The organism is Gilvimarinus xylanilyticus, from assembly GCF_024195295.1.
GTDB lineage: Bacteria > Pseudomonadota > Gammaproteobacteria > Pseudomonadales > Cellvibrionaceae > Gilvimarinus > Gilvimarinus xylanilyticus.
Genome location: NZ_JAMFTH010000001.1, coordinates 554921 through 573827, shown reverse-complemented (window position 1 = coordinate 573827; position 18907 = coordinate 554921). Strand labels below are relative to the sequence as shown.

The window sequence follows — 18907 nt, the reverse complement described above, 5'->3', positions numbered from 1 at the left end:
TTGCGGTAATCGTTGAAAAGAAAGGTAATTGAGCGCTTAGAAGGATTAGCCAAGCTAAACCATTGTTTATCATCCAAGTAACTCACGCTTAACCGGGTGGCGAGGTAACGGGGCAAGCTAATGAAGGCCGATAGAAAGAACGGGGAATGCGCACCCTATCCTACGGGAATAAAGCGCATATAATGAAACTTCCACCCAGTACTGCTAGCAGTACCTATTTATCATCTCTGACAATAGGCGCGTATAAATTCACCGTGCGATGGCATTTTTTTCACCATAGCGTCGATTCCCTCTCGCAGCTGCGTCATTTGTGTGACAAATTGCGATTCCGACATGATATCCGCTGCGGGATGATAATGCCTGGGCATAACGCCCTGGCCCAACATCACCTGGTTCCATGAGTTTACCGTGAACAACTCGTCAGGCTGCCAATAAATACGTCCCGAATCTCGGTATATGTCCAACCGCGTTTGAAGCGATTCGGGCACATCCATTGACCGGCAATAACGCCAAAAATCCGAGTCCTCACGCTCTGTCTGTTTATAATGCAAGAGCACAAAATCCCTAACCGAAGCTAACTCGCAATCCGTTGCCCGATTAAACTCTTGGATATCACAATCGCGAAATTGCCCCAAAGGCAGCATCCGCATTAAGCGAATAACTGCCGATGAAACCAAGTGAATGCTGGTTGACTCCAAAGGCTCGATAAAACCGCTGGCAAGCCCCAGAGCGACACAGTTTTTTACCCAGCTGCGTCGTCGCTTACCTGGGCGAAACTTAATTAGCTTGGCGTCGGTCAGGGTATCGCCACTGACGTTATCTAAAAGCGTTTGCGTGGCGCGATCATCATCAATGGCACCGGAGGCATAGACAAAACCGTTACCCACACGGTTTTGTAAAGGAATACGCCACTGCCAACCACTTTCTCGAGCAATAGAGCGTGTGTAGGGCGTAAGATTCTCCGCAGATGAAGTCTGCACGGCAACGGCGCTATCGCACAAAAAGTAATGCGACCAGTCATCGTAGCCTGCGTGCAGAGCACGCTCGATCAGCAAACCACGAAACCCGGTACAGTCGACAAATAAATCCCCTGCTATTTTTTGCCCATCAGCCATTTGCAGTGCATCGATAGCGCCGCTTTGAGGGTTAAGCTGAACAGCGTCAATTTTTCCCTCAATCCGGGTCACTCCGCGGCTCTCGCTAACGCGGCGTAAATATTTGGCGTACAACCCGGCATCCAGATGATAGGCAAAACCCAAGCGGGGATTTTTAGTAATAGCAAACTTACCCGCTTTTGCCGCCTGGGTTTCGGGTGAATAGTCTGCGTAAGAATACTGTCCGCCGGACTGACACTCGCGCAACCAAAAGTGCTGAAACTGCCCGGCCCAAAATTCCTTTCCGGTCTCACCAAACGAGTGGAAATAGCTGTGGCCCTGACGGCCCCAGTTTGCAAACTCAATCCCTAGTTTAAAGGTAGCATTGGTTTCACGCATAAACTCCTGTTCTTGCAGCTGCAACAACAAATGAAACGACTGCATGGTAGGGATGGTTGCCTCACCAACACCTACGGTGGGAATATCTTCGGACTCTACCAACACCACATCCAGGTAATGCCCCAATTGAGAGACCAAAGCACAGGCCGTCATCCAGCCTGCCGTCCCCCCTCCGGCAACAACAACTCGTTTAATAGCTTGCTCGCTCATGACTCACTCCTGCGACGACCAGCTTTACACCAGGCTTAACCCATACTGAGACACCGCATCTAACAATTCGCGATTGCCTGGTATAGCCTGCATATAATTGTGGAGCTTCTTTTGCTCTTGTGCCAACACCTGCTGTACACGCGCTTCATCTCGCGTCCGCGTAATACCCGAAGCGCACTTGCCAAAGCCCATGCCATACAAAACATAGGCGTAACTAGGCGCTGGGAAAAGCTCTTCGGTGTGAAGAAAATCGCGCGAGTACGGCGATCGGCTTTGCCAGATTGTTAAACTGTCCAACAAAGTTTGGGGCGTAGATTCTTTCGCGACCGCATCGTGCCAATATTGAGTATCGCGGCGCTCAGACAATACATAATGAAGCTTTAGAAACTCAATAATTCGCTGCCAACGATAAGAAAAGATTTGATTAAAGCGCTTTGCCACAACCTCCATTTCAAGGCGGTCAGACGGCAGCTCGTCGCGGATCATCGCCGCTGATAACTCGACCAACGCCAGTGCCGAGGCTTCTAAGGGTTCGATAAACCCTGCGGCCATACCCACCGCAACACAGTTCTTGTGCCAAAACTTCTCGCGATAACCGGGATTAAAGCGCAATGCTCTGGGCTCGATTTCCGCCTCCTTTAGATGGGGCGCTGTCTCTCGCAAATAACGCTTTAAACAGCGCTCAGCCTGCTCTTCGCTTGTGTGGGCACTGGAGTATACATATCCCACGCCACGGCGTGAGCTGAGCCCAATATCCCACGTCCAGCCAGCCTCTTGGGCGGTACCTATAGTCGCGCTGGCAACCTCAGCATCAGCGCTTGGGTAGCCTACCTGCACCGCCAGGGCGCGGTCGTTCATTGAATATTGACCACATGGAACAAACCCAACGCCCAGCGTCTCACCCAACAACAGGCTTTTGCTCCCACTGCAATCGATAAACAGGTCCCCAGCAATTTCGCCACACTCTTTTGTCACCACAGACTCGATGTCGCCGCTATTTGCCAGATTAACCCTATCCACATGGTCAACAATATGCTCGACCGACAACCGGTTTGTGCAATGAGATTGCAGCAGCTCACTGAACTTTCCGGCGTCTAAGTGGTAACCGTAATTTAAGGCGCCGGCATACTCGGGGACGGTGATGGTTTTAGGAGCCTTGGCCATTTCGCACAGGCGCGATTGAATACCGGCCACCCGGTCATAAGCAGGCTCGGCACCCTCCTGCCACAAACGATGATAGTCAACATCACTAAAAGAAGCGGGCAGCGTAAACGGATGATAGTAAAAATCGTCGCTTGCGCCATTGCGCCATCCGACAAACTTAGAGCCTTGCTTAAAAGACGCCGAGCACGCGCGTAAAAACTCAGTCTCGCGAATACCAATGCGTTTTAAGGTCGAGCGCATGGTCGGCCAGGTTCCCTCACCCACCCCGATAGGGCTTACCTCCGGCGACTCTATAAGGGTAATTTCAACCCCGGCGGTAAACTCTGCAGCCAGAACGGCAGCGGTTAACCAACCCGCCGTTCCGCCACCCACTATTACTATTTTTTTATTCATACTGCTAATACGCCAGGTAACGAGGTTTTACAGATCATTCTCCCATAAAAAAAGCCGCTGTTTCCAGCGGCTTAAGAGAGATAAAGCTATATCAGCTTAGAAGGTGTAACGCGCACCCAAAGCGTAGCGTGCACCCAGGTCTTCCAAGCTAAACATCTGGCGCTCAGAGCGGCCATACAGGCGAGAATCTTCGCCAGTCACGTTCAAACCTTCCGCGGTAACGGTAAAGTTATCGGTGATGTCGTAACCCAAGCTAAAGTCGATTTGCGAATACTCATCCACATAACCCGGGGCATTGTTACCACCCTGGGCCAGGCTGGTCAGGTACTTGTCACGCCAGTTATAAGTCACTCGAGCGCGGAAACGATCTTTATCGTAAATCAGCGCCAAGTTCGACGTATCACTCACACCCAACATGGCAAACTGCTCGACCTGGCTGGTATTACTTACTTCCAGATCAGAATCGACCATGGTGTAGTTAGCCTGAACCCCAAAACCACTCTCGCCAAAGAAATGCTGAACCGACAACTCGGCACCGGTAATGGTGTCATCCTGGAAGTTGCTGGGAATAGATTTATTCCACATCTGCACCGGGTCAGTGCTATTGGCCAGAATAGAAGTAGACTCGTCGTTAGGATCCAAGCCTTCGTTTCGCAGCATCATATCGTGCTGATGCGCTTCGCTGTTGGGGTTCCATAAGTTGCCATCGCGATTAATTTCACCGGCAGCACGGAGCTCTTCAATGTCTGCAATCGCCTGCTCAAAGCGTTCGCCCATACGCGGGTCACGCAGGCCAAAGACCTCGTCCTGCACCACAGTGGTACCGATAAAGTCAGACACTTCTTTTTGGAATACCGCAACCGACATGTAGCTGGAATCGCCGTAGTACCATTCCACCGAAAGGTCTATATTTTCCGACTCCAGAGGAGTCAAACCAGGGTTACCGCCGCCAGCCTGCTTCAAGTACTGGTTGTCGATGGTTTCAGCCACTCTCAGATTATTGTACGAAGGACGCGCAATTGTCACATTATAAGAAGCGCGCAACTTCAGATCCTGCATCAAAGTGATATCAAAATCGACATTGGGCAAGAAGTTATCATAGCTATTGCTTGCGTTCAGAGTGACAGGTAAACCCGAACCGTAAATCAACGACCAATCGTTATCGCCATCCCAGCTTTGATTGACGGGCGAAGTAACCACCGCCATTGAGGTCAAATCAGTTTCCTCGTAGCGCAGACCTACTACCAGGTTTGACTCCAAGCCTCCCAAATCAAAACCACCGTGGAACTGAACGTAGGCAGCCTGGACCTCTTCAACAATAGTCCGGTCGGTAGCAACTACGTTGGTGGGCTCAACCTTGCCATTGGGGAAATTGTTGAAGTTATCGGGAGTGAGCTGGGTGTCACGATTTTTCCAGTGCTCGCCGTCAGCGTCCAGCGCAGTAACCCAATAATAGCTTTCGACATTTTCTACTTCATCGGGCGTAGATGGATCGTCAACGGTGGTAGGATCATCGCCATTAATGCGAATACGCGTCTGGGCGTTGGCGTAAGCGGTCTCAATGGCACGTTTAATAGAATGGAAATCGCCATCCACACCATAATCCAAGAACATTGGATCACTGGTAGCGCCATCAAAGCTTGGAAAGCCTTCCCCGAAATCGCGGGGCGAGAAGTATGAGGCCCAGTCGCTGCCAAACACATCGGGGTCAACACCGCCCCAGTTACCCATGGTCACACGCGGAGTCTCACCTGTATTTACCACGGTTTGGTTGGTATCTTTACGATCCTCAACGCCGAAAGAAATGTCAAAGGCCTCAAAAAATGCAAAACCGCCCAAGTCCAAATCACCATCAACTTTCAGCTGCTGGATATTGGTTTCGGTACGATCCCAGCGCGCGGCACCCATGGCAGAGCTGACATCGCCGCCATCGAGAACACCATTATTGTTCCCTTTATCCTCCCGCGAATCATCAAACGTAATACCCATAACTGGCAGATCGGTTCGCCAATCTGAGTACTCTGAAGTTACCACGTTTGCGTTCAACCCCAGCTCGGTCTGGTCGGTGTGATTGCGCGCGGTAGAGTCGTGGTAATCCAACGCCAGACTAAACTGGTCGGTCACATCCCATTCCAGGTTAATACCGGCAGACTCCATTTTACTAGTGCCGCGGTAGTCTTGCTGAGCAAAAGAAACATCTTTGCCCGCCTGCACATCATAGGTTTCAGCGTAGATAACAGGTGTAGCAATTTCAGCGCCCTGGTCAAAAGTCATGGCCGAAATAGCACTTTCGTTATACCAAGTCGACTGCTGCGCGCGAGTCGCTTCCAAATCGTATTCGGTATAGGTGTAATCAACTGTGGCAGTAAGAGTCTCCACCGGACGGAACTGCATGGTCAGCTGGCCATTGGTGCGCTCGCGATGATTATCTTCCAAGGCAAAACGCAAATCGGTAGGAATGGCATACATATCACCCGGAGACAACGGATTGGTTATCACGGCATCTTCAGGGGTATCAGCGTGGCTGCCATCGGCGCCCACTTCACGTAACTGCCAGTTGTTCACAAAAGCATTAGAGCGCACGTTATCGCGCTCCTGATAGGCGGCACTCAGCGCAACACCAAAGGTGTTTTCATCATTTGCCCAAGAAAAAATGCCCGACAGTTCAGGGGTCACTTCGCGACCATCCCCACCACGGTTAATGGTGGTGTCGTGCACCGCCTTAACCGCCGCCGAGGCTTTAATGTCACCTACATCCAGGGGCCGAACGGTGTTTAGATTAATGGTTGCGCCCAAGCCACCGCCCGAAAAGTCGGCGCGCGAGGTTTTATAGATTTCTACCCCACTTACACTTTCAGCGGCCAGCGAAGCAAAGTCAAAGGCGCGGCTAGAACGATCGCCCGCACCGCCATCGTTGGTAACTGCCGGCATATTACGACCGTTTAAGGTGACCATATTCATAGCCGGATCAATACCGCGCACAGTTACCCTTGCACCCTCGCCATTAGTACGCGTAATCGATACACCGGCAATACGCTGCAGCGATTCGGCTAGGTTAGCGTCGGGCATTTTACCAATGTCTTCAGCGGAAATAGCATCCACCACACCGGTGGTGTCACGCTTGATATCCATAGCGCGATCCAAAGATGCGCGAATACCAGTAACCACGACCTCTTCCAGCTGCTCCTGAGCGTGAACCATCTGGCCCATACCCATTAACGCACTGGAAGCAACTGCCGAAGCAATAAGCTTTTTCTTAAAAGTTGACTGCTTATACATGGAGCTCTCCTTTTATTATCATCAGGAAGATTTTTATCTGTATTACCACTTGTTACGCACAAAATTTGGGCATTGCACGCATCAAGCTTTCGCTCTACACAAACGAACTTTTCGCGTCAGTGATTTTCTTATTGCCAAAGATTTGTCTTACCTTTACGCCCGTTTATTGAAATTTCTTTGCAGGTCGTAAAGCTGGCTGGAAGAAGAATTTACGGCAACCTAAAACGCTATTCAATAGCCAAAATATTTGCCCTCCAAATGTAACCGGTTACCTTTTCGGGTGTTAACCTTAACGGGAAATTGGCAGCGGTAAGCGTGAACAGAAAACGACCTGACTGAGCTGGAAAACTTTATGTTAATTTTAACTTAAGGTAAAAATGGATATAAGTCTTATCACGCTCCATTAAAATAATCACAAGCCTCTGTTTTTTATACTTTTTTAAAAAAAATAATGAAGTCTTATAAAGATTATTACGCCATCACAAGATGAAAAACCATGATTGCGCTATCATCACGGAAACACGTGACCCTTAGCACTTTTGTGGCACTAAAAACTTTTGTTAATTTTTTTAATGTTAACGCTATCAAAACAATTCTAGACCTCCTATTACCCACCTTTATTTCTCCTCCCCGGCCACACCCCCCGAATACTCTAGCCTTCGGGAGAACCGCGAAACACAAAGAACATCCACAACCATAAAGTAACCGATTACACAAATGACAGCGGTGTCAACTCTGTTGATTTAAAAGCCAATTTTGACTATTTTTTAGACGAATTTGCGCCCAAATATATAGTCAAACAAACCATTAGGTAGATGTTTTTCCATTCCCCTTCTTTACTCCCCCAGCGTTTTTTGGAGTGCCAACAAAGGCGCCTCAAAGGCCCGCACCATCGAGCGAACTCAAAAGAGGATCGGTAAAGGACTGGGGAGAAAGCCGGAACAAAACCGCTGTGCCACTTTTGGAGCGACCAGAAGACTCAAACCAGAGCGATTAACGCTGACGCAACCTGAGCGCCAGCGATTTCACGGGGAGCAAATAAGGAAATGTAGCGTTAAAAACGAAAGGCTATGATCAAGGATGAGCGTATCGGCAAAACACCAACCTGCCCCGTCTATTCCGCTTTGCGCTGAAAGTTAGCAAGATAATCATCTAGCTCGGAAACACTGGCAAAAACACTCAAATCTGGCAGAGCTTTGACGATTTCAAACACTTTTTTGACCCCAGGCTGCATATTGGAAACCGCTACCTTGCCACCGCGCGCCTTGAGCTTTTTAACGGTGGCAAAAAAGACCCGAAGCCCCGCCGAGCTGATAAAGCTGAGTTCTTTTAAATCGAATGCCACCAATTCGGTCTCGGGCCCCATTTGACTCTGCAACGTCTCCTCTAGGGTCGGATAGGTTTCGCTGTCCAGTGAGCCCTGTAAGGCCAATTTTAGCGAGCTATCCGTGGCTTCCAGTGTTTTAATTTCTAACGCCATATGCTTATCCAGTTTTACTGCGGTAAGGGTAAGGTTAATTCGATATGGTTATAGCCATTTTCTCGCCAATAGTGCTGCGTCTCGGTAAGCCCCATAACCAACTCAATGCCTAAGCCGCCAATTTCCCGCTCCTCCATCGGAAGATCTAAATCGGGGCGCTTGCTCGCCAAAGGGTTAAAGGCGGCACCGTCGTCCAGACAGAGAAGAACGAGCAGCTTGTGCCGACACTCAAGCCTGACATCCAAAAAGTGGCCACCGCCATACTTGAGAAGATTACTCAGCAGCTCGTCGATTATAACCATAATGTCCGACTGAATAGTGTCGGGCAATCCATGATTGTGTAAAAAAAGTTGGACACGCATGCCGAAGCCATCCAAATCGGCCGCGCTCAATAACCTAAAGTTTAGCCGCTTATCTTGCATACTAACGCTTGCCCAAAATCATTAGGGTAATATCATCGGACTGCGCTTCTCCTGCAGCAAAGGCGTGCACGGCCTCTAACACATGCTCACCACGATCCTTGACTGTGGAATTGGGCGCATCGCTGTTTAAGGTGCTGATCAGGCGACGTTCGGAAAACTCTTCACGCTGGGCGTTAAAGGCCTCGGTAATGCCGTCGGTATAGACACACAACTGGTCTCCCGAACTCAATAATAACCGCTGATTGAAGTAATCTATCCCCTCAAACACCCCAACGGCCGTACCCGAATCCAGTTCGACAAACTGAGCATTATTATTCCGAATTAGAACCGGCGGATTGTGTCCGGCACTGGAGAATATAAGCTCGCCTGTTTTGGGGGCGTAAAAACCACAAATCAAGGTGATAAACATGCATGAATCATTGCCTTTAACCAACTCGTGGTTAAGCTCAGCCAGAAGAGTAGCTGGGGAGTCGGCCCGGGGGGCCAGCATTTTAGCGAGAGCCACGGCACGGGACATAAATAAAGCCGCAGGCATTCCTTTATCGGAGACATCGCCCACCGCCACGAAGTAACGTCCATCGTCAAGTGCCAGCATTTCATAAAGATCGCCCCCTACCGCGCGGGCCGGCTTAAGGCAGGCATAGAGACTATCTTCGCCGACATTGACTGCGAGTTCACCACCGCCCGGGACTAAGTCCATTTGAATTCGGCGGGCAATATCCAGCTCGCTCTCTAGTTTTTGCCGTGCCGCTGTAGCGCTTGCCAACTCAGCGATATAGCGCTGCAGAGAGTCACTCATTCGCTCAAGTGCGTGGGTTAGTACCCCCACCTCATCTTTATTACGCACAGCGGGTAAATTCATGACAAAATCGGCCTGATCGACATTCGTGACCGCGTCGGATAGGCGCCGAATAGGCCGCGATATACCTGTGGCCCACCACCAGGCCAAAGGCACCAGCAGAATCAGCAACCCCAAAGACCACCATAGAACCCGGTCGCGAAGCTGTCTGAACTCTGCCAACAATTCATTCTCGGGCACCGAGATCATTAATTCCACACTATTATTGGACCCCAAGGGAACCTTCTGCCGGTGGATTAACCGCTTAGGGGCTGGCGTGCCGTGTACCAAGGTTTCAAAAACAGTGCCCTTTACATCACCTAGTTGTTTGGACATACCATTTTCTGAAATTTTCGCCAAAGAAGAAGCCACCATCTGATCTTCGCGATGCAGCAGTATCTCAGTCCCCGGGGTCACCCGCTGCTGTCCCAGGTAGCGTGATATGTCATCTAGTGTGATATCCGTGGCCACCACCGAGCGCCTATTGCCAGCCCTTTTGGCAACCGTAACGCCCATGGTCTGCAGAAAATAAAAAAAGTAAGGCTCAGTGGTTACCGCTGTATTCACCCGCATCGCGTCTTGAAACCAGGGTCTTTGGGTGGGATCAAACCCCGTATCTTCGACGTTTATTTGCGAGATTAGGGAAAGATCCTGTCGGTAGAATTGCCGCAAAGGCGCTTGGGCCCGGTCCCCTGCCATATAATCAATCGCATAGTGAGCATCAGGAGGCGCATCCAAACTCTCGCGTACATCAGCGCGGCGCAACTGTCTGACACTAAAGTAATCGCTATTATCCAGCCCCACCATTATCGCAACCGCTTGGGGATGTTGGGCCAGTAATTCAGTAATGATAGGCAAGCTCTGTATGTGAGACTCAAAATCCCTCCCCTGGGCTAACCGACTGTCTGCTAATAAAGCCGTCATCTGCAGCACAGGGCGATAAGTGGACTCTACCTCAAGCGATATCTCTTTGCTGGCCGAGGAAAACAAAGCCTGACTAACGACCTTCAATAACGTGTTGGTCGCGCTGTAGCTAACGACAGCCAGCAGCCCCCACACCAATAAAACAATCACCAAACTACCTATAGCAATTTTAGTGCGAATAGATAGGCGAATGGCATGGTTTATCACAGGCTTATATCTCTAAAAGCTTCATGGCTATCCACCAACACTGTGGCCTAGGTGTTAGCAGGCAGAGGAAGTAAAAGTTTTGATGGCTCATTATGAGGCAAATTAACGCCATCAAATTGACAATGACACAGCCGCCGCTTGATGTAAACGGAAACATGATTCCGGCAAAAAACGAGGCATAGTAGCTATATAGCGGATCGTCAATACATCGCTAGCCTCGCAGTTCTCGAAAACCGGCCGCTCGCTAAAGAAAACGGCTACCCGCGCGACCGCATCGCTGCTATCGACCAACTATGGCAGTACTCGAGAAGCGGGACTATGCTATCTCGGTGCACCATACGCCCCTAATCAAGCGGAGGAGAACATGGCCAACATTGTCATCTGCGCCGACGGCACCTGGAATCGGCCCGAGGAAGACATCGCCAGGGATTTTCCCACCAATGTTCTACAGCTTGCGCGCGCGATCACCCCCGCCTTTCAGGGGCAACGCCAGCACGTGTTTTACGATTGGGGCCTTGGCTCCTACCACAACAGCCTTAGCGCCGGGGCGACCGGCTGCGGCATTCACAAGAACATTATGGATGGCTATCGCTACATTGTTCAAAATTACGGTGCAGGGGACAAAATTTTTCTTTTTGGTTTTAGTCGCGGCGCCTACACAGTGCGGGCGCTGAGCGGACTGATTAACAACTGCGGTATTGTGCGGCGCCCCCACGCAAATCTAATCGCAAAGACCTGGCAAATATACAAAAGCCCGGCAGACAAAAACCACCCCGACGGTAATGCGGCAAGAGCTTTTCGTCAGGCGTATAGCCACCGCTCGCGCCGGGTCGAGTTTATTGGCGTATGGGACACCGTAGGCGCGCTAGGCATTCCATTTAGTCTGATGGGTCTTCTGGAACAGCACGATGAATTTTACGATACCAAGATGGGCCCCAATGTGCGCGTCGCCCGCCACGCCCTGGCCATTGACGAACAGCGCCAAGATTTTGAACCTACTGTCTGGCTGCCCCGCCCGGAAGTTGATTTAAAACAGGTTTGGTTTACAGGCAGCCACGCGGATGTAGGCGGCTCCTACCCGCCGGATGCGAAAACCGGTCTGCGAGCGTCGGATACGCCTCTGCACTGGCTTTTAGAGCAGGCCCACACAGCCGGACTCGCAACCGAGTCGCATATTCGCACCGATATGGCGGCCGCTGCTAAAGCCAAATTGCATCGCTCGCGCAAGCATGTGTATCGCCTTAAAAAGCCTTTGCATCGGCCGCTACAAATACCGGGAAAACCCACCCATATCCACATGAGCGTAAAGCAGCGCTACCAGAGCGACGAAAATTACCGTCCGCCAGCGCTACGCGCATTAGTTAATGAGGTAGGCTGGGACAATTTGGCGTTAACTGACTAAAGTTTAAACTCGAGTCAGGGAGCCTCTGATTAAGTCGCCAGTGACCTCTGGCTTACAGAGCTTTTCGAGATCAAGGCGGCGAACTGAAAGCGGGCTGACGGCCCGGTGAGGTGAGCCAACACAGAGATCGGAAAGCTCTGTAAGCCCCGAAGGGCGCGGCCAAAACGTCCATCCGCTGTGTTGCCTACACGGATGTAGGTAAGGGCCGTGAGCAGGACGCGGAAGGCTTGCACTTCTTGCCAAGGACTATGGCCATTGCCTGCGAAGCGCGCCAAGGGCAATGGATTGCCCGAATGCCCGAAAGGCAGGAGCATTTTCCGGCGAAGGAGTGAACGTTTTGACTCGCGCAGAGACCACTGGGGACTTGATCAGAGGCTCCTTAGTGTAAAGGTGTTGGCCAAACGATGCCGATACTGGCAAAGTGGTGCCAGCACCCAAAAACTATAAAACAGCTATGCCCTGCAATTACTCTAGATTGAACACGCCCAAGTTACGCCTTACAGCTTTCAGCACCCTGTTATATCTGGTCTTGGGTGGTTGCGGTGGAGGCGGCGGCGCGACAACACCCGAGACCAACAACCCCATCAGCAGTCAAGCCAGCAGCGTGCAAAGCAGTGCCGCAACAAGTAGTCAGGCCTCATCTAGCCCGCCTGAACCCGAACCCGAACCCGAACCCGAACCCGAACCCGAACCCGAACCTCAGTATACTGATCTACCGAGAAAGGGGGACCCCAGCTGGGAGCGGGCAACCCAAGCCGCACGGTTCTTAATGCAAACCAGCTACGGCCCCACCGAACAAAGCATTTTGAAGGTAATGAACAAAGGCGAGCAAGCCTGGCTTCAGGAACAACTTAACCTTCCGGCGAGCGATCATCTGGGGCAGTTGGACCAGCGCTTTCGGCAATTGGGGTGGAATGTGAGCCCCGAACCTGAAATCGACGGTGCCGACGGTTATTACCGCGACCTGCAACGCAGCGACGTCTGGTGGGAATTGACCCTGCGCGGGGACGATCAGCTGCGTCAGCGGATCGCGTTCGCACTCAGCCAAATTTTTGTTATCTCAAATGTTTCCGATGTCCTTTACAACGACACCCGAGGTGTCGCCGATTACCACGACACCCTTGCACGGCATGCGTTTGGCAACTACCGCGATCTGCTTGAGGCCGTCACCCTGCACCCCATGATGGGGGAATACCTAAGCATGGTACGCAATGAAAAGGCCGACCCTGAACGCAACATCCGACCCGATGAGAACTATGCGCGTGAAGTTATGCAGCTGTTTAGTATTGGGCTGGTTCAACTTAATCTTGACGGCAGCGTCAAAGAGGACGCCTACGGCGACCCTATTCCCACCTACGATCAAGACACGATCAAAGCCTTTGCCCGGGTGTTTACTGGCTGGAACTTTGCTACCACCAATCGCTGGTGGGAATGGACCAGTGACGCTGTGGGCGAAACGCTACCGATGAAGGCCTATCAGAGCATTCACGACACCGGCGAGAAAACCCTGCTAAATGCCCAGACTTTACCCGCCGGGCAAAGCGCCGAACAAGATCTTAGCGATGCTCTCGACAATCTGTTTTACCACCCCAATGTCGCGCCATTTATTAGCAAACAACTTATTCAGCGCTTGGTCACCAGTAACCCCAGTCTAGAGTATGTCGAGCGGGTTGCTCAGGTATTTAACGATAATGGTTTTGGCGTACGCGGCGATTTACAGGCGGTTATTCGTACTTTACTCACCGACCCCGAGGCCAGGCGTGGCCATAACAACAACCCCGACACCTTTGGCAAGGTGCGCGAACCTGTATTGCAAATGGCCCATTTATGGCGAGTTTTTAAAGCGCAAGGCGTTAACGTGCTAAACCAAGACGGCACTCAGGTTGTCGGTAAAAGAATCCGCTACCGCGGCTCTGACAGAGCCTTGGGTCAACGCCCCTATGGATCGTTTTCGGTGTTTAACTTTTATCGGCCCAACTATGCTCAACCGGGCCCGATCGCACAGCAGGGGTTAACCTCGCCCGAACTCCAATTACACACCGAAAGCGTGATGATTGCCAAAACCAATGCCCTGACCGACGCCATTTTTTGGCGCGACGCCGATGCCGATTACGTGCAAGAGCAAACCGCGAATTTCGACTGGGATATTTACCCACCCGCTGTCGACATGACCAAAGAAAAAACCATTGCCGGCGATTCCACCGCGCTAATCGACCGACTGGATTTACTGTTAACCGCCGGACAACTGAGTGACGACGCCCGGCAATTGCTCGTTAATCATATAGACTCGTTAGACTACAGCGTTAACAGCGAGCACAGTAAACGCGTGCGTGTGTTTGAGGCAGCTAGCTTAATTTCCGCCTCGCCCTACTTTGCTGTTCAACGTTAATTCGATTCCGCCTATGAAAAGCTTTAACCACAACCGCCGACGCTTCCTACGCAACAGTCTCGCCGCCTGTCTGGGCAGTGCCAGCTTTGCCGCTCTTAGCGCGCGCATGCAACTGGCCATAGCGCAAACTACCCCTACCGATGATTACAGAGCACTGGTGTGTGTGTTCCTATACGGGGGTAACGATTCCTACAATATGATTATTCCCGCTGATGGCTCGGGGTACAGCACCTATCAAGACGTACGTCAAAACCTGGCCGTCGCAAAGTCGGACTTATTACCCATGAACCGTGGCGGCCACGCCTATGGTTTTCATCCCGCAATGACTGATGTGAGTACCCTTTATAACACGGGGAAGCTCGCCGTTTTAGCAAACACTGGTGCGTTAATCGAACCTGTGAGCAAACCAGATTATCAAAACAATCGCTCGCGCTTACCACCGCAGCTGTTTTCGCACAATGATCAACAAAACTTTGTGCAGGCGCTCAACCGCGACACCGCCACCACTGGGTGGGCCGGGCGGGCTGCGGATATTATGGGTTCGCTGAACATTAACCAGCAGCTGTCAATGAATATCTCTCTTAGCGGCAGCAATATTTTTCAAACCGGGACTAAGGTGGTTCCCTACTCGGTAAGCGGTTATGGGGTTGAACGGTTAAAACACTTTGATAGTTCGGGAGACACAGCCGACGCCACCCGCGCTCAGGTTTTTCGGGCGCTTATGCAAAGTGCAGATCAGCATGTCTTGCAACGCGAATACGCGGCCGTGCAGGAGCGGGCCTGGGCGCTTTCCGGTGAGGTTAAAGCCGCCCTTGATGAACAACCGCCCCTGCAAACGGTTTTTCCCGGCGACAAGCTGGGCACGGATCTATCGATGGTCGCGCGTCTTATCTCGGCACGCGAAGCCCTGAACGTAAAGCGGCAAATATATTTTGTGGGCATGGGGGACTTTGACACTCACGGCGACCAGAATAACCGCCAGCCCGCGCTTTTCGCGCAACTCTCCCAGGCTCTGTCGGCGTTTAACCAGGCCACCCATGAATTGGGTTTGGCCGATAAAATCACCACCTTCACCTTATCGGATTTTGGGCGCACCCTGACCAGCAATGGCGATGGCACCGATCACGCATGGGGTGGACACCAGCTTATTATGGGCGGCGCGGTAAAAGGCGGAAACATCTACGGCCAGCTACCCTCACTGGCACTGGACAGCAGCGACGATATTGGCGAGGGGCGTATTATCCCAACTACCAGCGTGGACCAATACGGTGCAACTCTGGCAAGCTGGTTTGGCTTGCCGACAGCCGACTTTGCCAGTACCTTTCCCAATCTGAAAAATTTTAGCACTGTCGATCTGGGGTTCATTGACAACTAGAGCGCATTCACTAAATATTGCAGTGCCGCCAGCTCCCCCTCTCGCTCGTAGATCGAGATGTATTCTTGCCAGACGGCTCGGTCAATCATCGTACCTGATGTGGTGATTTTGCTTTCCAGCTGTTCGCTTAACGCCGAAAGCGTCGTCTCGTTTTGTTTGATATTATCGCGGTAACGGTCGGTTTTTCCCTGCCCGTAACTTGTGACTAACCGAGCGCCCACGGCGCGATCTAACAGAGTTTCGCCGTGGTTGAACATAACATTCCCACGGGCGCTACAGGCGCTTTGCCAAGCGTTGTTATCGACGTTTTCGCGACACACCTCACCAACAAACCCCAAGTTGGGCACAGGCTGCGCCGCACGAAACCCAACTATATCCACGTACTCCGTCACCGTCAGATAACCATTGCGCCTCAAATAAACGTCGCCAATTAAATCCAAGTATTTAGCTTGGTAGGCATTGTTTTGCGTGGCCTGCCCAGCGTTTTGAAAATGCTCCAGCGCCTTGGCGGTATTACCCTCGCGATAGGCGTGCTCGGCCAAGAGATCATCCACCACGGCATTGTCAGGTGCTAGCGTCTTTAACCCCTCCAAATCTTCGGTGGTCGCCACACGCTCTCCATCTACCCGAAACTGAGCCAATAAAAACATCGCCATGGCTTTTTCCGAGGTGTAGTGCACAAGATCACGCAAGCGGGCCTCATCGTTAGCACTGCCTTGCCCGGTCATAGCCAGCAACAACAACTCTTCATCTGGGTTGGCGGAATCTTGCAGATATTGAATAAGCTCATCCTTCTCCACCGCGATATCATGCCCGCGAGACTGACGATGCGCCCTGCTCTGCTCAGTCGCGGGCTCTGGAGCGCTCGAGGAAGCTTTTACCCGTTTTCTTTCGCTTGAGGTCTCTACCTCAACGTTTGCGGGTGTCGATGTCGAGAAATTCTGATCGGCGGGGGTGAGCACTACCTCGTACACACCGTAAAGCAGCAGTATTATAACTGCCCCACCTAACAACAGCTTATGGCTCAAACGCATTGTCATCCTTCACACGATTATCGAAACACTCATTATTATTGAATCAGCGGTTTAGTAAGTATTAAGCGCGATATGTGCTACATTCTTGAACGCCCTCACTAATAACGGAGATTCCCATGAAACTAGAATCCCTCGCTTTGCACTGTGGTTACGAATCTGAGCCTACCACTAAAGCTGCTACCGCTCCAATTTACCAAACCACCTCTTACACTTTTGACGACACCCAACACGGTGCGGACTTATTTGATTTAAAAGTGGCGGGTAATATCTATACCCGCATTATGAACCCGACTAACGCCGTTTTAGAAGAGCGCATCGCGGCCATGGAAGGCGGTATTGGCGCCCTGACACTGGCCTCGGGCATGGCCGCTATTACCTACTCTATTCAGTGCATTGCCGAAGCAGGCGACAATATCGTCAGCACCAGCCAATTGTATGGCGGCACGTATAATTTGTTTGCCCACAGCTTTCCGCGCCAGGGTATTGATGTGCGTATGGCATCGTTTGACGATCTGGAAAAGTTGGAAAGCCTGATTGACGACAAGACCAAAGCACTTTTTTGCGAATCCATCGGCAACCCGGCGGGTAATATTGTGGATTTGCAAGCGCTGGCCGATATCGCTCACAAACATGGCATTGTCTTAATTGTCGACAACACGGTAGCCACTCCGTTTTTGTGCAAACCTTTCGAATATGGCGCCGACATTGTGGTGCACTCACTCACTAAATACATTGGCGGCCACGGCACCACCGTGGGGGGCGCTATCGTAGATTCAGGGAAATTTGATTGGGTAAAACACAAAGCGCGCTACCGCATGCTTAATGAACCCGACCCCTCTTACCATAACGTGATTTACACGGAAGCGCTGGGTGAGGCCGCCTATATCGGTCGCTGCCGGGTGGTCCCACTGCGCAATACGGGTTCGGCACTGGCGCCTCACAGCGCGTTTTTGATTATGCAGGGCTTGGAGACTCTGGGCCTTCGTATGGAAAGACACTGCGAAAATGCATTGGCCGTGGCACAGCATTTACAAAATCACCCTAAAGTTACCTGGGTTAACTATGCCGCCTTACCCGACAGCCCCTATCGGGCCCTGAGCCAGAAAATCACCCAGGGTAAAGCCTCGGGGATTCTCAGCTTTGGCATTGAAGGGGGTAAAGACGCAGGGGCACAATTTATCGACGCGCTGCAAATGATATTACGCCTGGTGAATATAGGCGATGCCAAATCCCTCGCCTGCCATCCAGCCACCACGACACACAGGCAGTTAAACGAAGCAGAACTAAAATCCGCTGGGGTATCGGAGGATCTGGTGCGTCTGTCGGTGGGAATTGAGCATATCGATGATATTCTCGCCGATATTGATCAGGCTCTGGAAAAGGTCGGCTAGAAATCTTCAAGGATCAAAACAGCGGGCCGGTGACAATCATCTGACTGTCGCGGCCCGTGCTTTGAGTCTAACAGGCGATTAAGCGTCTTTAGGGAAAAACTGCTCGACTTTCACGACTTGCTTTAAAGGTGAAGCAGGCGGACCAAACTGATTGCATACCGCCACATCGGCGGCATCGCGACCGTAACCAATGGCAATGTAAGCGCCGGGCGATGCGGTCGGTGTGGCATCAAAAGTGTACCACCGCCCACCCACATAGGCTTCAAACCAGGCGTGCATATCCATGGGTTCCAGCCCTTCTAAATACCCCACGACCAAGCGCGCAGGAATGCTTAGCGCTCGGCACAGGGCAATCCCTAAATGCGCCAGATCGCGACACACGCCTACTTGACGCGCATTCACCCCCACGGCGGACACCGGTAAATCCCCGCTGCCGGGCTGATAAAGAATATTGTTACGCAACCAGTTTTCAATACACGCCACCTGATCGTAACCCAGTTTTTGCCCGGCGGTTATCTCTAACGCCATGTGATTAAACTGCTCCGATTCACAGTAGCGACTGGGCAGCAGAAAATTAAGCACCCCCTGAGGCAGGTTCTGAATTTCAATAAACTCCGCCCCCGGACAGCGATCCACGTAATCGGCGGTTAGCACCTCCACCTGGGTGCGAATGGAAAACGCCCCCACCGGGGCGACCAGGCGCTGACACAAATTTCCATACAGGTCACTGAACTCCTCGACATGCAAGCGCGGCGAAAAGGCGTATTCCTCCCGAGCGATCCACTGCTGGGCCCCACTGCGCGGGCGCAGCATCAAAATAAGCGGGGTTGGTACGGTAATTTCGAATTGCAACTCACAACTGGCGCGTAACCACATAGCAGCTCCTTTAACCTAGCAATAAAGTAG

Annotated in this window: 12 protein-coding genes; 4 read left to right on the top strand and 8 right to left on the bottom strand. The window is 51.6% G+C overall.

Going from position 1 to position 18907, the window contains the following annotated elements; all coding sequences use genetic code 11:
* Positions 1-221: 221 nt before the first annotated feature.
* From M6D89_RS02410 to M6D89_RS17345, 6 genes are all read right to left on the bottom strand, one after another.
* Positions 222-1703 carry a tryptophan halogenase family protein gene (locus M6D89_RS02410; RefSeq protein ID WP_253966437.1) on the bottom strand — a complete coding sequence of 494 codons (1482 nt, stop codon included), beginning with the start codon at positions 1701-1703 and terminating at the stop codon, positions 222-224.
* A 24-nt stretch (positions 1704-1727) separates the two neighbouring features.
* Positions 1728-3260, bottom strand: a complete 1533-nt coding sequence (locus M6D89_RS02405; RefSeq protein WP_253966436.1) for a tryptophan halogenase family protein — start codon at positions 3258-3260, stop codon at positions 1728-1730.
* Between the two features lie 96 nt (positions 3261-3356).
* Complete coding sequence (locus M6D89_RS02400; protein WP_253966435.1) at positions 3357-6539, bottom strand: TonB-dependent receptor; 3183 nt, start codon at positions 6537-6539, stop codon at positions 3357-3359.
* A gap of 1114 nt (positions 6540-7653) precedes the next feature.
* A complete protein-coding gene (locus M6D89_RS02395) occupies positions 7654-8019 on the bottom strand; it encodes an STAS domain-containing protein (RefSeq protein WP_253966434.1) in 366 nt (121 codons plus the stop codon).
* Between the two features lie 14 nt (positions 8020-8033).
* Positions 8034-8381 carry an ATP-binding protein gene (locus M6D89_RS02390; RefSeq protein ID WP_253966433.1) on the bottom strand — a complete coding sequence of 116 codons (348 nt, stop codon included), beginning with the start codon at positions 8379-8381 and terminating at the stop codon, positions 8034-8036.
* A 61-nt stretch (positions 8382-8442) separates the two neighbouring features.
* Entirely contained in the window at positions 8443-10410 is a 1968-nt protein-coding gene (locus M6D89_RS17345; RefSeq protein ID WP_253966432.1) for a SpoIIE family protein phosphatase, read from the bottom strand.
* 364 nt (positions 10411-10774) lie between these two features.
* Here M6D89_RS17345 and M6D89_RS02380 point away from each other — a divergent pair, with 364 nt between their 5' ends.
* The 3 genes from M6D89_RS02380 (at position 10775) to M6D89_RS02370 (ending at position 15576) form a co-directional block, all read left to right on the top strand.
* Positions 10775-11812 carry a DUF2235 domain-containing protein gene (locus M6D89_RS02380; RefSeq protein WP_253966431.1) on the top strand — a complete coding sequence of 346 codons (1038 nt, stop codon included), beginning with the start codon at positions 10775-10777 and terminating at the stop codon, positions 11810-11812.
* 475 nt (positions 11813-12287) lie between these two features.
* Positions 12288-14201, top strand: coding sequence for a DUF1800 domain-containing protein (locus tag M6D89_RS02375; protein WP_253966430.1), 1914 nt, complete (start codon positions 12288-12290; stop codon positions 14199-14201).
* 13 nt (positions 14202-14214) lie between these two features.
* A complete protein-coding gene (locus tag M6D89_RS02370; protein ID WP_253966429.1) occupies positions 14215-15576 on the top strand; it encodes a DUF1501 domain-containing protein in 1362 nt (453 codons plus the stop codon).
* Here the strand turns inward: M6D89_RS02370 and M6D89_RS02365 are convergent.
* On the bottom strand, positions 15573-16610 hold the full coding sequence (locus M6D89_RS02365) for a hypothetical protein (protein ID WP_253966428.1): 1038 nt from the start codon (positions 16608-16610) through the stop codon (positions 15573-15575). The genes M6D89_RS02370 and M6D89_RS02365 overlap by 4 nt on opposite strands.
* 116 nt (positions 16611-16726) lie before the next feature.
* Between M6D89_RS02365 and M6D89_RS02360 the strand changes: the two genes are divergently transcribed.
* Entirely contained in the window at positions 16727-18001 is a 1275-nt protein-coding gene (locus tag M6D89_RS02360; protein ID WP_253966427.1) for an O-acetylhomoserine aminocarboxypropyltransferase/cysteine synthase family protein, read from the top strand.
* 78 nt (positions 18002-18079) lie between these two features.
* Here M6D89_RS02360 and M6D89_RS02355 read toward each other — a convergent pair whose 3' ends face one another.
* The gene (locus tag M6D89_RS02355; protein ID WP_253966426.1) at positions 18080-18877 is read right to left on the bottom strand and encodes a transglutaminase-like domain-containing protein; all 798 of its coding nucleotides are present in this window, start codon (positions 18875-18877) and stop codon (positions 18080-18082) included.
* Between the last annotated feature and the right edge of the window lie 30 nt (positions 18878-18907).

Bases quoted from the DNA above. Each gene is read 5' to 3' on its own strand.
- M6D89_RS02410 (WP_253966437.1), bottom strand. From the start codon at position 1,703: ATGAGCGAGCAAGCTATTAAACGAGTTGTTGTTGCCGGAGGGGGGACG.
- M6D89_RS02405 (WP_253966436.1), bottom strand. From the start codon at position 3,260: ATGAATAAAAAAATAGTAATAGTGGGTGGCGGAACGGCGGGTTGGTTA.
- M6D89_RS02400 (WP_253966435.1), bottom strand. From the start codon at position 6,539: ATGTATAAGCAGTCAACTTTTAAGAAAAAGCTTATTGCTTCGGCAGTT.
- M6D89_RS02395 (WP_253966434.1), bottom strand. From the start codon at position 8,019: ATGGCGTTAGAAATTAAAACACTGGAAGCCACGGATAGCTCGCTAAAA.
- M6D89_RS02390 (WP_253966433.1), bottom strand. From the start codon at position 8,381: ATGCGTGTCCAACTTTTTTTACACAATCATGGATTGCCCGACACTATT.
- M6D89_RS02380 (WP_253966431.1), top strand. From the start codon at position 10,775: ATGGCCAACATTGTCATCTGCGCCGACGGCACCTGGAATCGGCCCGAG.
- M6D89_RS02370 (WP_253966429.1), top strand. From the start codon at position 14,215: ATGAAAAGCTTTAACCACAACCGCCGACGCTTCCTACGCAACAGTCTC.
- M6D89_RS02365 (WP_253966428.1), bottom strand. From the start codon at position 16,610: ATGCGTTTGAGCCATAAGCTGTTGTTAGGTGGGGCAGTTATAATACTG.
- M6D89_RS02360 (WP_253966427.1), top strand. From the start codon at position 16,727: ATGAAACTAGAATCCCTCGCTTTGCACTGTGGTTACGAATCTGAGCCT.
- M6D89_RS02355 (WP_253966426.1), bottom strand. From the start codon at position 18,877: ATGTGGTTACGCGCCAGTTGTGAGTTGCAATTCGAAATTACCGTACCA.